This window comes from Pseudogemmobacter lacusdianii (assembly GCF_030848395.1).
Classification (GTDB): Bacteria; Pseudomonadota; Alphaproteobacteria; order Rhodobacterales; family Rhodobacteraceae; genus Pseudogemmobacter; species Pseudogemmobacter lacusdianii.
Window position 1 is genome coordinate 16,192 of the sequence record NZ_JAVDBT010000007.1, and the last position, 13,733, is coordinate 29,924.

Here is a 13,733-nt window from a genome sequence, read left to right on the forward strand (position 1 = left end):
CACCCGGCCGTCACTTTACCCACGCGGTCGTCACTCTTCGTTGTAACGATAACCGATGCCGTACAGCGTTTCGATCGCAGCGAAATCATCGTCGACCATGCGCATCTTCTTGCGCAACCGCTTGATATGGCTGTCGATCGTACGGTCATCGACATAGACCTGATCGTCATAGGCCACGTCCATCAACTGATCGCGGCTTTTCACGAAACCCGGGCGCTGCGCCAAGGCCTGCAAAAGCAGGAACTCGGTCACTGTCAGCGAGACATCCTTGCCCTTCCAAGCCACCGAGTGGCGCAGCGGGTCCATCCGCAGGCTGCCACGCTCCATGATCTTGTTTTCTTCGCTGACCGGCGCATCGCCGGTGCTGATCGCCTCTTGCCGGCGCAAGAGGGCGCGAATCCGCTCGACCAAGAGACGCTGACTGAAGGGCTTTTTGACATAGTCATCCGCGCCCATGCGCAGACCCAGAACCTCATCGATTTCATCATCTTTCGAGGTCAGGAAAATCACCGGCATCGAGGTTTTCTGCCGCAGACGCTGCAGCAGATCCATCCCGTCCATCCGGGGCATCTTAATGTCCAACACGGCCATATCGGGCAGCCTGCGGCTAAACGCCTCAAGCGCGGATTGGCCGTCGTTATAGGTTTCCACCTCGAAACCCTCGGCTTCAAGGGTCATCGAGACAGACGTCAGGATGTTCCTGTCGTCGTCCACAAGGGCGATCCTCGACATTTCTCTTTTTCCTGCTCTGGTTATATTTTTGCCTTATTCTCCGCATTTCGCGCAGGCGAAGCAACACATAAAGCGAATCAGTGCCGCCCTGCGTTCACTATCGGACACGAAATTCCCCAACCAATGACTAATTTGTCTCACCAGCGCCATCGCTTTGCATTTGGTTGCGCTAAACCAAAACTGGTTGCGCTAACTGCATGATTGCCTGCTGTTCCGCTGGGATTTCCACATGTTATAGGGGCCTACGGGAGCGGTCAGCCCGACTGCTCTTTGCGCCCACTGGCCCGGGCGCTTTCTCACCTTGACGAAAACGCCCCGCGAAATGCGCGGCATCGGGAGCTTGCAGGATGATCATCGGACGCGTGAACCCCAACCGAACGTTGGAAACCCAAGGTATCAGCGGCGTCGGCTCCGTCTATTACAACTTGATTGAACCTGCTTTGGTCGAGCAGGCCCTGCAGCGCAAAGAAGGCACCCTCGGCCGCGGTGGTGCGCTGCTGTGCCAAACCGGTCAGTTCACCGGCCGCTCGCCGAAAGACAAATTCGTCGTCCGCACCGCTTCGGTGGAAAACACCATCTGGTGGGAAAATAACGCGCCGATGGCGCCGGAAGCCTTTGCCCAGTTGAAAGCCGATATGCTCGAGCATGTCAAAGGCCGTGAGCTTTTCGTGCAAGACCTTTACGCCGGTGCCGATGCGACGCACCGCGTTGACGTGCGCATGGTGACCGAGCTCGCATGGCATGGCCTCTTCATCCGCCATCTGCTGCGCCGCCCCTCGGCGGAAGAGTTGCAAAGCTTTGAGCCGGAATGGACGATCATCAACGTGCCGTCCTTCAAGGCCGACCCGGCGAAGCACGGCTGCCGCACCGATACCGTCATTGCGCTGAACTTTGACGAAAAGACCGTGCTGATCGGCAATACCGCTTATGCGGGCGAGAATAAGAAGTCCGTCTTCACCATCCTGAACTACCTTCTGCCCGAAAAGGGCGTGATGGCGATGCATTGCTCGGCCAACCACGCCATCGGCAAGCCGGAAGATGCTGCCGTCTTCTTCGGCCTCTCGGGCACCGGCAAGACCACACTTTCCGCCGCCCCCGACCGCACCTTGATCGGCGATGACGAGCATGGCTGGTCCGAGCGCGGCATCTTCAACTTCGAAGGCGGCTGCTACGCCAAGACCATCGACCTCTCGCCCGAGGCCGAGCCCGAGATCTATGCCACCACCCACCGCTTCGGCACTGTGGTGGAGAATATGGTCTATGACGCCGACACGCTTGAGTTGGACTTCGCTAACCGCTCGCTGACCGAAAACACCCGCTGCGCCTATCCTTTGGATGCGATCTCCAACGCGTCTGACACCGGGCTTGGCGGTCACCCGAAACATGTGGTGATGCTGACCTGCGACGCCTTTGGTGTCCTGCCGCCGATCGCGCGACTGTCGCCCGCGCAGGCGATGTATCACTTCCTGTCGGGCTTCACCTCGAAAGCCGCCGGGACCGAGCGTGGCATCACCGAGCCGCAGCCGACCTTCTCGACCTGCTTCGGTGCCCCCTTCATGCCGCGCCGGCCTGAAGTTTACGGCAAACTCTTGCAAGAGAAGATCCTTGAGCAAGGCGCATCCTGCTGGCTCGTCAACACCGGCTGGACCGGCGGCGCTTACGGCACCGGCAAGCGCATGCCGATCAAAGCCACCCGCGCGCTGCTCTCGGCGGCGCTCGATGGCTCGCTCGACGGGGTTGAGTTCCGCAAAGATCCGAACTTCGGCTTCGAAGTCCCGGTCGCGCTGCCCGGCGTTGACGCGCAACTTCTGAACCCGCGCGAGACTTGGGAAGACCAAGCCGCTTATGACGCCCAAGCCCGCAAGTTGATCGATATGTTCACCAAGAACTTCGGCCAATACCTGCCCTTCATCGATGAAGACGTCAAAGCCGCCGCCATCGGCTGAAGGCTTGGCCGATGACGGAAGTCAGAAAGGCCCGGAGGGATTGACCCTCCGGGCCTTTCTCTTGCCTCCGGCGGGGATATTTAAGGACAGAAAATGGAAGACCTCTCTGATCTCATTTTCTGTCTCTAAATATCCTCGGGGGGTCTGGGGGGCGAAGCGCCCCCAGCCTTGCCCTTAGAAGAGCGCCTGCCGGACGAGGTTCAGGCCGGTCAGCACCAAAAGCGCTTGGGTCCAGCGTCGGAACAAAGCCTGATCCAGCCGGTCTTGGATCTTGTAGCCAAACTGCATCCCCAGCATCGCCGGCACCACCAATGCTGCCGAGAAGGCCAACCGTTCGGGACTGGCAATGCCGGTGCCCAGATGGGCCATCAAAAGCGCTGCTGCGCCGATCAAGAAGACCACGCCTTGCACCCGCACCGCCTCGACCTTGGGCGCCCCGATCGACAGAAGATAAACCAAGAGCGGCGGTCCCCAGATCCCCGACACCCCGCCGTAAAGCCCGCCAATCACGCCGAGCCCCCACTCGGCCCCTTTGCGGTGGCGCAAAGGCAAAGCCAAAGGCAGGCCGGAGAGTTGCAATGCGGCAAAGGCCGTCACCGGCACGCCCAAGAGCAAGAGATAGGCCATCCGCGGGATATGCTCGAAGAGCTGCGCCGAGAGCAGGATGAAGGCCACCGTCCCGGCCAGAAAGCGCCAATACTGCCGCGCAGAGCCAATGGCCGCCGCATGGCCCTGCCGGAAAGCCTGCGACATGTTGGTGATCAAGGTCGGCAAGATCAGCCCGGCCAGCGCCACCTCGGCTGGCAGAAACGCCGAGAAGGCCGAAACCATGATCAGCGGCATCGCAAAGCCCACCGCGCCTTTCACAAAACCGGCAAACAAAGTCACCGCCATTGCCGCCCAGAAGGCCTGCGGCTCCAGCCCCGCCATCACCAAGTCCATGCGCATCCCTCCCGCCCCCTCCCTTCTGGCAGCGCGCCGCGAAAAGTGAAAGCCCGCTGGTTGACCCTGCCCCCGGCCCGCGCTTTGCTCGCTCCCAATCGGTTCGGTGAGGATCCCCTTTTGCAGCGCCTTTTGTCCTTGGCTTTCATCGCGATCCCTTTGCCAGCGCTGGCCGATCCCGCGCCGCCGCTGCTTGCCCCCGGCGTACGGCTGATCGATCACGGCATCTATTGCCAGACCGACTCCATCGGCACCCAAGCCGCGCCTGAGACCTCTTTGGGCTTCATCGACACCCTCCCCGGCGTGCCGGTGATGGTGTACCGCCAGCAAGAGATTCCCGGGCGTCTCGGCACCTCTTTCGGGGTGGTGGTTGAGTTGGATCGCCCCATCCTCGACATGCGGATCGAGACTTGGAAGCCCGGCGCCACCAAGGCAGAGATCTGGTATGACTCGACCCTCGCCGATACCCCGCAGATGCGGGGCTTTGCCTTTGATTACCCTGAAGAGATCATCATGGGCCTGTGGCGGATGGAGGCTTGGGACGGCGATCAACAGCTCTATAGCGTGGAATTTGAAGTGCTCCCGCCCGAGGCTTTGCCCGGCGTCACCTCTGATTGCAATCTGATGTCCTGACCGCTGCAAGGAGCTTGCCGCCCGACAGAGCGAAATCCGCAGCGACAGAATAAATCCTAACGTAACCTACTGGCGAAATCTTATTGCGCTGCGCCTGCGAAGGCCGTATCCCTTCGCAGACGCAGAATCTCGGAGTTTTTCTGATGCCGCATGACGGTTCGCCGCTGCCCGCCTCGCCCCTTTTGCCCGATCTGCGGGCGCTGACCGCCGGTGCTTTGCCGCAGCTTGAAACCCTGCTTGCCGCGGCGAAAGAGGATCTGCGCGGCCGGGTGACCGAAAACGGCAAGGTCTCGGCCAAGGCGCTTGAGGCCGATCAATACGCCGCCCATGCGCTCTCGTGGCTTGCGACTTATGTCCTTGCTTTGCAACAATTGAACGCTTGGGCCGACCGGCTGCACAGCGACGACCGCTTTGGCGAGATCGAGGCGCTGATCCTGCAAATCGGCTTCGGCGAATACCTCGCCCAGATCCAAGGCGGCATTCCGATGTCGCAGCTGGAGGTCGCGCGGCTCAGCGATCTCGGCCTGGACTGGCAGCCCGATGCCGCCGCCAAGACCCTGATTGCCAAGGGCAATTCCGCCGCCGCCCGCGCCCGGCTCGTCGCCCTCATGTGCGACAACCAAGCCCGCGCCACCTTTGGCGCCACCGGGCTTGAGGCCGAGCTCGAGATGATCCGCGACCAATTCCGCCGCTATGCGGATGAAAAGGTCATCCCCTTCGCGCATGACTGGCATCTGAAAGACCAGCTCATCCCGATGGAAATCATCGAAGAGCTCTCGGAAATGGGCGTCTTTGGCCTCACCATTCCCGAAGAATTCGGCGGGCTCGGCCTGTCCAAAGCCTCGATGGTTGTGGTCTCGGAAGAACTCTCGCGCGGCTATATTGGCGTCGGCTCCCTTGGCACCCGACCCGAAATCGCCGCCGAGCTGATCCTTGCCGGCGGGACCGAGGCGCAAAAGGCGCATTGGCTGCCGAAGCTCGCCTCGGGCGAGATCCTGCCCACCGCGGTCTTCACCGAACCCAACACCGGCTCGGACCTTGGCTCTTTGCGCACCCGCGCGGTGCAGACCGAGGACGGCTGGGAGATCACCGGCAACAAGACCTGGATCACCCATGCCGCCCGCACCCATGTGATGACGCTGCTGGCCCGCACCGATCCCGAGACCAGTGACTACCGGGGCCTGTCGATGTTCCTCGCCGAGAAAACCCCCGGCACCGAGGCCGAGCCCTTCCCCACTCCCGGCATGACCGGCGGCGAGATCGAAGTCTTGGGCTATCGCGGCATGAAGGAATATGAGCTGGGCTTTGACGGCTTCAAGGTCAAGGCCGAGAACCTTCTGGGCGGCGTGCCCGGTCAAGGCTTCAAACAGCTGATGCAGACCTTCGAATCCGCCCGCATCCAAACCGGGGCGCGCGCGATCGGCGTGGCGCAAGCGGCGCTGGAGACCGGCTTGCAGTATGCGCTCGACCGCAAGCAATTCGGCAAATCCTTGATCGCCTTTCCCCGCATCGCCAGCAAACTGGCGATGATGGCGGTGGAAATCATGATCGCCCGCCAGCTGACCTATTTCTCGGCTTGGCAGAAAGACCATGACAAGCGCTGCGATCTTGAGGCTGGCATGGCCAAGCTTTTGGGCGCGCGGGTGGCTTGGGCGGCAGCGGATAACGCGCTGCAAATCCACGGTGGCAATGGCTTTGCGCTGGAATACCGGATCAGCCGGATCCTTTGTGACGCGCGGATCCTCAACATCTTTGAAGGTGCGGCCGAGATCCAAGCCCAGGTTATCGCCCGTCGCTTGCTCGACTGACCGCTTGCTCGACTGACCGCTTGCTCGACTGATCGCTCTTAGGCCGCCCGATCAAGGGCGGCCCGCTCCTCCGCCGTCTGCCCGCCATGCGAAGGCCGGTCCGCGCCCAGCCGCGAATGCAGCCGCCCCGCCACGGCCCAAGCGGCAAAGAGCCCCAAGCCCGAAGCCGCAAAAATCCCCGGCAGCGGCAGCACCAAAAGCACCAGCCACGCCACACCTGGCGTCAATATCCCCGACACATCGCGGAAGCTGGAATAGACCGCCGACATCTCAGTGCGCTCCGAGGGCTTCACGCTCATCAAGAAGGGAAGGCCCCCGACCACATCCAAAGTGACCAAGAAGACCGAAGCGCCAAAGAGCAAAACCACCGTCACCCAAGGCAAAACCGCAAAAAGCGCGCCGCCCAACATCATCACACCGCAAGCCAAGAAGGCCAGCCGCACCGAGCGCCGCACCCCCTTCTGCCGCGCCCAACGGTTGATCATCGGCGAGAAGAACAGCACTGTGTTCGAGATCCCAAGCGCCGAGCTACCAACCTTATCGCCCAAACCTGCCTCGATGCAGAAGATCGGCAGATAGACGCAATAGACCCACCAGCCGCAAGACCGCATCACCGCAAAGAACCAGCCCGCAATCAGCCGCGGCTGGGTGACAAAGCGGGTCAGGAAGCCCAAAGGATTGATCGCAGGCCCGCGCGCCTTGGCAATCTGCTTGCCATTGCCCAAGCGCAGCACCCAAAAGGTCGCCAAAAGCGCCACCGCAAAGCCGGCCGAGACCAGAAACACCCCATCACCAAAGGCGGTATAGATCACCGGCCCAAGGAAAGGCCCCAAAGCCCAAGGTGCCGCCGCATAGGCCATCTGCACCGACTGGCTGCGCCCCAGATTCTCGCGCGCCACATAGTCCAAGACATAGGCGTTGAAGCAGACGAAGTTCGTCGCCGTCCCCATCGTCGTCACCACGATCGCCAGATAAGCCCCGGTGGTGCTGCCCAGCATCGCAAAGGCCGCCCCCAAAAGGAACATCGAACAGCCCAAGGTGTACATCCAGCGCCGCGGCACGAAAGCCGTCAGCCACGGCACCATCAGCCCGGTGACCAATGAGATGATCCCCGCGATCAGATAGGCGACCGAGACCTCCTGTGCCGAGCCAAGCATATGATAAAGATAGATCGGCCAGACCGAGACCATCACGCCTCGCACCGCCGCCTCAAGCCCTGCCAACAGCGCCAGATGTTCGATCTTCGGCGTCGGCGTATGTTTTAGATCAAGGGGAAGGTATCGCATGGCCATGATGCCGCATTAGCGCCCATGGCTGAGCGGTGCGCTGTCACGCCACCGACATCGCAGGTCGCCCCTAAGCCACGGCGTCGCGGTTCAGAAGATCAATCAACCGCCCCCGCGCCTCGGGCAGGCTATGCTGCATCGCTTCGCCACTCAATGCGCGATCCAGAAAATGCCCGGTGATCTTAAGCCCCTGCCGGATCGCCTCTGCAGTCATCGCCGCACCGCTCACCATGCCTTCGGGCAAAGGCAACAGCCGTTCGGCCCATTCGCCCGCGCCCGCCCGGCTGACCGCGCGGCCGGTCTTGGGGCTGACATAGACCAAATCGCCCGTCCCCCCGGTCACCGCACAGCTGCTCAGATCAAGGCCAAAGCCCATCGCTTCCAAGAGTTGCATCTCCCAAGCCAGATAGTCGCGCAACCACCCCGCAGCACCCAGCCGGTCCAGCATCGCGGTCGAGCGCTGCCACAAAGCCTCATGCGGATCACGCTCGGGCAGAGCAAGGCTCAAGAGCGCGCAGATCGACGACAGGCCCGCCAAGGCCAAACGGTCGCCCAGCACATGCGCGCGGCTGCGGATCGGCTCCAGCGTATAAGCGCCGATATGCTCGGCCAGCCGCGCGGTCCACACGACCGCGACCTGCGTGCCGGGCTGCACATGCGGCGCCATCCGACGCGAGGTGCCACCGCGCACCACCCCGGCATGTCGCCCATGTTCGCGGGTAAAAACCTCAATAATCGCGGCACTTTCGCCATGCGGGCGCATCGACAGCACCGCCCCTTCGTCCCGCCATTCCATGCCGCGCCCCCCCTGCCCTTGCGTTTCTCCCAAAGTTCCGACGCCAAGGCAATCGCCGCAGCCCCTGCGGCTTTATAAGCCAATGATGGCCCCTCTTTCAGAGCATCAATTCCCCACCAAAGGCTCCACCGCAGCCCAAGCCGCTACCGCCGCCATTTGCGCCGCTGCAAAGACCACCAGCGCCGACCACGGATAAAGCCCGCCGCGACCAAGGGCTGCAAAGCCGGCACATCCAGTGCCAGAAGGAACAGCCCCAAAGGCAGCATCCAAAAGCCCACGATCGGCAAAAAGCCGACAAAGCCGAAGAGGATGAACAAAAGCGCCAAGGGGATGCGGATCAGCCGGGCGCGTTTGGACTGTAAGAACTGCAACAGCCCCGCAAGCTGGGGCACCCAGCGGGCGAAAAGTTGGAATTGCCGGTCAAGCCGCCGCCGCGCTTTTTCAACGGTGCCCGCAGACCTTGGAAGAGGGGATAAAGGCGCGGGCAAGGACATGGGCGGGGCTCCGATCTCGGCACTGCCCCAAAAAGGATCAACACAGGGGCCAGATCCAACGGCCCAGCCGCCAATCCGTTCCCCACGCTCGGCCTTGAGCGGCCAGCGGCCTAGCCGCTCAACCCCTCCTCATCGAGCAACACCCGGCCCAGCCGATCCTCAACCTCGATCAGCCACAGATCACGGTCCCGCTCGGCCTCACGCGCCAAAAGTGCGTCGACCTCGCGCTCTTCGCCCTCAACCAGCACCGCCCATTGCCGCGTATCCGTCGCGAAATCCCAGCGCCGGACATAGGCCCGTGCTTGGCCGTCCATCGTCGCCAGCTTCACCATCACCGCGCCCGAGGTCTCATCCCCGCGCCGCGCCAAATAGACCGGGATCGCCGCCAGCCGCAGCCGCGCCAAATAGGCCGAGACCCAAAGTCCCGAGGCAAGGCGCGGCTCGGCCATCGGCTCAGCTGTCGCCGTCTTTGAAGTTCAGGCCCATCTCGTCATAGCGCTCGGCCTCATCCAGCCAGTTTGGCCGCACTTTGACCTGCAAGAAGAGATGCACCGGACGGCCCAAGAACTCGGTGATCTCGACCCGAGCTGCCGCGCCAATCGCCTTGATCGTCTCGCCGCCCTTGCCGAGCAGAATGCCCTTATGGCCGTCGCGCATCACATAAACGACCTGATCGATCCGGACCGAGCCATCCGGGCGCTCTTCCCATTTCTCGGTCTCGACGGTCAGCTGATAGGGCAGCTCTTCATGCAAGCGCAGCGTCAGCTTTTCGCGGGTCATCTCGGCCGCGATCATCCGCATCGGCTGATCGGCCAACTGATCTTCGGGATAATACCACGGGTTCACCGGCAGCTGCGCGGCCAGCCATTCCTTCAAATCCTCAACCCCATGGCCGCGCTCAGCGCTAATCATGAAGGTCTTGGTGAAGGGGAAAGCCTCATTCATCTTCTCGGCCAAAGCCAAGAGAACCTCGGCCTTCACCCGGTCGATCTTGTTGATCGCCAAAGCCACCGGCTTATCTTGCGGCAGCTCATCGCGGATCCGCTCGATGATCGCCTCAGCGCCTTCGGTCAGGCCGCGATGCGCTTCGATCAGAAGGACCACGATATCGGCATCCGCCGCCCCGCCCCAAGCCGCCTTGACCATCGAGCGGTCCAAGCGGCGGCGCGGCCGGAAGATACCGGGCGTGTCGACAAAGACGATCTGGCTTTGCCCCGACATGCAGACCCCACGGATCCGCGCCCGCGTCGTCTGCACCTTATGGGTGACGATCGAGACCTTCGCGCCGACCATCCGGTTCAGCAGCGTGGACTTGCCCGCATTGGGCTCTCCGATCAAAGCGACGAAACCGGCGCGGGTGTCAGGGGTCATGAGGCAAACCTTGTCAATTTAGCCCCTGCTCATAAGGCTTTTGCCGCGAAGATGCCAGTTGGCATCCGCCCCCGTGCAGCACTTGCGCAAAAGACGCCACGGCGCGGGCTGCGGAAGGTGGCGATAGCCGTGCGCCCCGTGCCGTCAGCGTGATCTCAGGAACCCGCCCCGCCCTCCAGCCGTTGCAGCAAATCGCGCGCGGCGGTTTGCTCGGCGATGCGTTTGGAGCCAGCACTGGCTTCGGCGTTCTCGCCGCTGGCCAGCACCACTTGCACGGTGAAGATCGGTTGGTGATCGGGGCCTTTGCGGCCGGTCTCGCGGTAGGTCGGCGGCGGCATGGCGCGCGCTTGCGCCCATTCTTGCAAGGCGGTTTTGGCATCGCGTGCGTCAGCCTCAACCCGGCCCACCCGGTCGCCCCAAAGCCGCAGCACCATGGCGCGCGCGACCTCAAACCCGGCATCTTGATGCACAGCGGCAATCACCGCCTCCATCGCATCGCCCAGCAAAGCCTCTTTGCGCCGCCCGCCGGTCAGCATCTCAGACCGGCCCAGCTTCAAGACATCGCCAAGACCCACTTGCCGCGCCACCTCGGCGCAGGTTTCCTTGCGCACCAAAGCGTTAAAGCGCGGCGCCAGCTGGCCCTCATTGGCCGAAGGATCCGCAGCCAGCAAAGCCTCGGCCATCGCAAGGCCCAAAACCCGATCCCCCAAGAACTCTTGCCTTTGGTTATCAGGCCGGGTCGCCGAGCCGATCGAGGCATGGGTCACGGCCCGCAGCAACAGGTCAGGCTTGCGAAACTCATGCCCGATGCGGGTTTGGAACGCCAAAAGATCTGCTGAAAGCCGCATCACTGAACCGGAACGAAGAACCGGTCCGAGCGCCAGGTCCAGAAGTAAAGGATCCGCTTCCCAGCCGAGGAGAAGATGATCCGGTCCGCCCGACCAATCAAGTTTTCCGCCGGAACAAAGCCGACATCGCCGGTGTTGCGCGAATAGCGGCTGTCGGCGGAATCGTCGCGGTTGTCGCCCATCACGAAGTAATGGCCCTCGGGTACGGTATAGACGCCGGTGTTGTCGGGCATGCCCGCAGCGTTGACGATGTTCAGCACGGTGTGCTGGCGACCGCCCGGCAGCGTCTCGATGAAGCGCGACTTTTGGCAGATGCCGCCATCCCCCACGATGCCGTTTTCACATTTCGGGCGGTAGCCCATCGGGCCTTGCGGCTCCATCACCTCTTCAAAGATGCCAGCCGGCTCTTGCGGCACCATCTCACCGTTCAGATAAAGCACGCCGCTTTTGACCTGAACCGTATCGCCCGGCAGGCCGATCACCCGCTTGATGAGATCATCGCCCTTCAGCGGATGGCGGAAGACCGCAACATCGCCGCGCTCAGGATCCGAGCCGAAGATCCGCCCGGTGATCGGGCACATCGAGAAGGGGCAGGAATATTTCGAATATCCATAGGCCATTTTATTGACCATCAGGAAGTCGCCGACCAGAAGCGTCTCCTTCATCGAAGAGGAGGGGATCCAGAACGGCTGGAAGAACAGGGTGCGGAAGACGCCTGCGATGATCAGGGCCCAGAACACGGTTTTCACCAGCTCCATAATGCCCTCTTCGGATTTCGCCTTAGCCATCTGCTGCCTCATTCATCTGCTGGTCGCTTCTTGCGCGGCGGTGGAAAGGTGTCAAGTCGCGGCGCTTTGCGCCGTCGGGGCCACGCTTTGCGATGGTGCAATCGGTCGCGCCTCGATCACCACAAAGGCCTGCGCCCAAGGGTGGTCATCGGTCAGCGTCACATGGATCACCGCCTCATGGCCCGCAGGGGTCATCTGGGCCAAACGCTCAGCCGCCCAACCCGTGACATACATCACCGGCTGGCCGGTGCGCAGATTGGTGACGGCCATGTCTTTCCAGGAAATCCCCATCCGCAGCCCGGTGCCAAGCGCCTTAGAGCAAGCCTCTTTTGCCGCCCAACGCTTGGCATAAGTCGCCGCCACTTCCCGGCGGGAGTTGGCCTTGGCTTGCTCATGCTCGGTGAAGACACGGTTGCGGAAGCGGTCGCCAAACCGCTCGAGCGTGGCTGCGATCCGCTCAATATTGGCCAGATCAGAGCCGATGCCGAGGATCAAGAGAGCAGGCCCCGCGCGTCATCCATCCGGCGGCGCATCTCTTCGATCGCCGGGCCAAGACCCAAGAAGATCGCCTCGCCGATCAGGAAATGGCCGATGTTCAGCTCAACCAGTTCGGGGATGGCGGCGATCTCGGTGACATTGGCATAGGTCAACCCATGGCCAGCATGCACCTCAAGGCCCAGACTATGCGCCAAAGTCGCACCTTTGCGCAAAGCGTCAAGCTCGACCTCAGCCTCGGCCAAGCGGCCCTCGGCATGCAGGTCCGAGTAATGCCCGGTGTGCAACTCCACCACCGCCGCGCCAATCCGGGCCGAGGCTTGGATTTGCTCAGGGCTATGGCCAATGAACATGGAAACCCGCGTGCCTATATCGCGCAACGGCGCGATATAGGCCTTCAGCCGTGCCTCATCGCCCGCGACATCCAAACCGCCCTCGGTGGTGCGCTCTTCGCGCCGCTCCGGGACCAGACAGGCGGCATGCGGCTTCAGCCGCAAAAGGATCGCCTGCATCTCATCGGTGGCGGCGCATTCAAAGTTCAACGGAATGCCGATCCCAGCGGCCAGCGCATCCATATCGGCATCACGGATGTGACGGCGATCTTCACGCAGATGCGCGGTGATACCGTCAGCCCCCGCCGCCTCGGCCAGCAAAGCCGCGCGCAAAGGATCGGGCCAAGCCGAGCCTCGAGCGTTTCGCACCGTGGCCACATGGTCGATGTTGATCCCCAACCGAAGCCGTCTCGCCGCTGCTGCACCCGCCATGTTCATCCGTCTCACCTTAGATATTCGCCGGTCCTCACCAAACCGCGCCGCAACTTACGGCGCAGGGTGCGAATCGTCATCCCCTGTTCGGTCTGAGAGCTGATCGCTGCCATCAGCCTTATGCGTCAACCGATGCGCGGCCTTGGCCACCGCCTCTTTCAACCGGCTGCGGCGCTCATGCCGCTCGCTGGCCTTGGCGGCGCGCGCCTTTTGATAGGCCGAGACCAACGGGATGGTGATGTAATAGCCAATCGCCGAAATCAGGATCCCCGGCCCCAAAGCGCCAATGAAATAGGGCACATAAATCTCGTGCCAGAACTTTATCAGCCCGGTCCAGCTGGCCTTCTCGGGGCCAAAGAGCGCCATGAAGTTATACCAAAGGTCCGAGCCAGCATCGGCAAAGGCCCGGCCGATATATTCAGCCGTCAGCGGTGCCTCGATCCCCATGATCCAATGGCCAAGGGTCATCGCCAGCACGGCGAAGAAGGGCGTGGTCAAAGGGTTGGTGTTGAAGGTGGCCAAAAGCGCGGCCAGAAGGTTGCCGTTCACCACCCGCGCCGCCAGCCAAGCCGCGACGAACTGCAGCCCCGGCAACGGCAGAAACCCGATCAACGACCCCGCAAAGACGCCACGCGCCACGCGATGCGGCTGGTCAGGCAAACGGCGCATCCGATGGATCACATAGCGAGTCGCCCGCTTGATCCCCGACTTAGGATAGACTTGCTCGCGCAGCCACGGGCCCCAAGCCAACGGATCCCTTCGCTTAAAAACCAAACCCAGCTTCCTTCCTCTCCAGACCAAGATGGTCTGGCCTTCCCCGACAAGCCTTG

General features: G+C 62.3%; 15 protein-coding genes. 3 read left to right on the top strand and 12 right to left on the bottom strand.

Annotated features, from left to right (window positions below; genetic code table 11):
* Positions 1 to 30: 30 nt before the first annotated feature.
* Complete coding sequence (locus tag Q9295_RS08510; protein ID WP_306680113.1) at positions 31 to 732, bottom strand: response regulator transcription factor; 702 nt, start codon at positions 730 to 732, stop codon at positions 31 to 33.
* Between the two features lie 347 nt (positions 733 to 1,079).
* Between Q9295_RS08510 and Q9295_RS08515 the strand changes: the two genes are divergently transcribed.
* Positions 1,080 to 2,678: a phosphoenolpyruvate carboxykinase gene (locus tag Q9295_RS08515; RefSeq protein WP_306680114.1), complete on the top strand. Its 1,599-nt coding sequence runs from the start codon at positions 1,080 to 1,082 to the stop codon at positions 2,676 to 2,678.
* A 174-nt stretch (positions 2,679 to 2,852) separates the two neighbouring features.
* On the opposite strand, the gene Q9295_RS08520 is transcribed toward Q9295_RS08515, so the two are convergent.
* Positions 2,853 to 3,620: a sulfite exporter TauE/SafE family protein gene (locus tag Q9295_RS08520; protein WP_306680115.1), complete on the bottom strand. Its 768-nt coding sequence runs from the start codon at positions 3,618 to 3,620 to the stop codon at positions 2,853 to 2,855.
* Between the two features lie 60 nt (positions 3,621 to 3,680).
* Between Q9295_RS08520 and Q9295_RS08525 the strand changes: the two genes are divergently transcribed.
* Positions 3,681 to 4,253, top strand: coding sequence for a DUF3859 domain-containing protein (locus tag Q9295_RS08525; RefSeq protein ID WP_306680116.1), 573 nt, complete (start codon positions 3,681 to 3,683; stop codon positions 4,251 to 4,253).
* A 143-nt stretch (positions 4,254 to 4,396) separates the two neighbouring features.
* Positions 4,397 to 6,061: an acyl-CoA dehydrogenase family protein gene (locus Q9295_RS08530; RefSeq protein WP_306680117.1), complete on the top strand. Its 1,665-nt coding sequence runs from the start codon at positions 4,397 to 4,399 to the stop codon at positions 6,059 to 6,061.
* 38 nt (positions 6,062 to 6,099) lie between these two features.
* On the opposite strand, the gene Q9295_RS08535 is transcribed toward Q9295_RS08530, so the two are convergent.
* From Q9295_RS08535 to Q9295_RS08580, 10 genes are all read right to left on the bottom strand, one after another.
* Complete coding sequence (locus Q9295_RS08535) at positions 6,100 to 7,347, bottom strand: MFS transporter (protein WP_306680118.1); 1,248 nt, start codon at positions 7,345 to 7,347, stop codon at positions 6,100 to 6,102.
* A 70-nt stretch (positions 7,348 to 7,417) separates the two neighbouring features.
* Positions 7,418 to 8,143 (bottom strand): DNA repair protein RecO, encoded by a 726-nt coding sequence (gene recO, locus Q9295_RS08540; protein WP_306680119.1) that lies wholly within the window; start codon positions 8,141 to 8,143, stop codon positions 7,418 to 7,420.
* A gap of 143 nt (positions 8,144 to 8,286) precedes the next feature.
* A complete protein-coding gene (locus Q9295_RS08545; protein ID WP_306680120.1) occupies positions 8,287 to 8,637 on the bottom strand; it encodes a hypothetical protein in 351 nt (116 codons plus the stop codon).
* A gap of 110 nt (positions 8,638 to 8,747) precedes the next feature.
* Positions 8,748 to 9,086 carry a DUF1491 family protein gene (locus tag Q9295_RS08550; RefSeq protein WP_306680121.1) on the bottom strand — a complete coding sequence of 113 codons (339 nt, stop codon included), beginning with the start codon at positions 9,084 to 9,086 and terminating at the stop codon, positions 8,748 to 8,750.
* 4 nt (positions 9,087 to 9,090) lie between these two features.
* Positions 9,091 to 10,008, bottom strand: coding sequence for a GTPase Era (era, locus tag Q9295_RS08555; protein WP_306680122.1), 918 nt, complete (start codon positions 10,006 to 10,008; stop codon positions 9,091 to 9,093).
* Between the two features lie 155 nt (positions 10,009 to 10,163).
* On the bottom strand, positions 10,164 to 10,856 hold the full coding sequence (gene rnc, locus Q9295_RS08560) for a ribonuclease III (RefSeq protein ID WP_306680123.1): 693 nt from the start codon (positions 10,854 to 10,856) through the stop codon (positions 10,164 to 10,166).
* Positions 10,856 to 11,644 carry a signal peptidase I gene (gene lepB / locus Q9295_RS08565; RefSeq protein WP_306680124.1) on the bottom strand — a complete coding sequence of 263 codons (789 nt, stop codon included), beginning with the start codon at positions 11,642 to 11,644 and terminating at the stop codon, positions 10,856 to 10,858. Before lepB ends, rnc begins: the two co-directional genes overlap by 1 nt.
* Before the next feature lie 51 nt (positions 11,645 to 11,695).
* Positions 11,696 to 12,139, bottom strand: a complete 444-nt coding sequence (acpS, locus tag Q9295_RS08570; protein WP_306680125.1) for a holo-ACP synthase — start codon at positions 12,137 to 12,139, stop codon at positions 11,696 to 11,698.
* Positions 12,136 to 12,903: a pyridoxine 5'-phosphate synthase gene (locus Q9295_RS08575; RefSeq protein ID WP_306680302.1), complete on the bottom strand. Its 768-nt coding sequence runs from the start codon at positions 12,901 to 12,903 to the stop codon at positions 12,136 to 12,138. Before Q9295_RS08575 ends, acpS begins: the two co-directional genes overlap by 4 nt.
* A gap of 54 nt (positions 12,904 to 12,957) precedes the next feature.
* The gene (locus Q9295_RS08580) at positions 12,958 to 13,704 is read right to left on the bottom strand and encodes a DUF2062 domain-containing protein (protein WP_306680126.1); all 747 of its coding nucleotides are present in this window, start codon (positions 13,702 to 13,704) and stop codon (positions 12,958 to 12,960) included.
* Positions 13,705 to 13,733 lie beyond the last annotated feature (29 nt).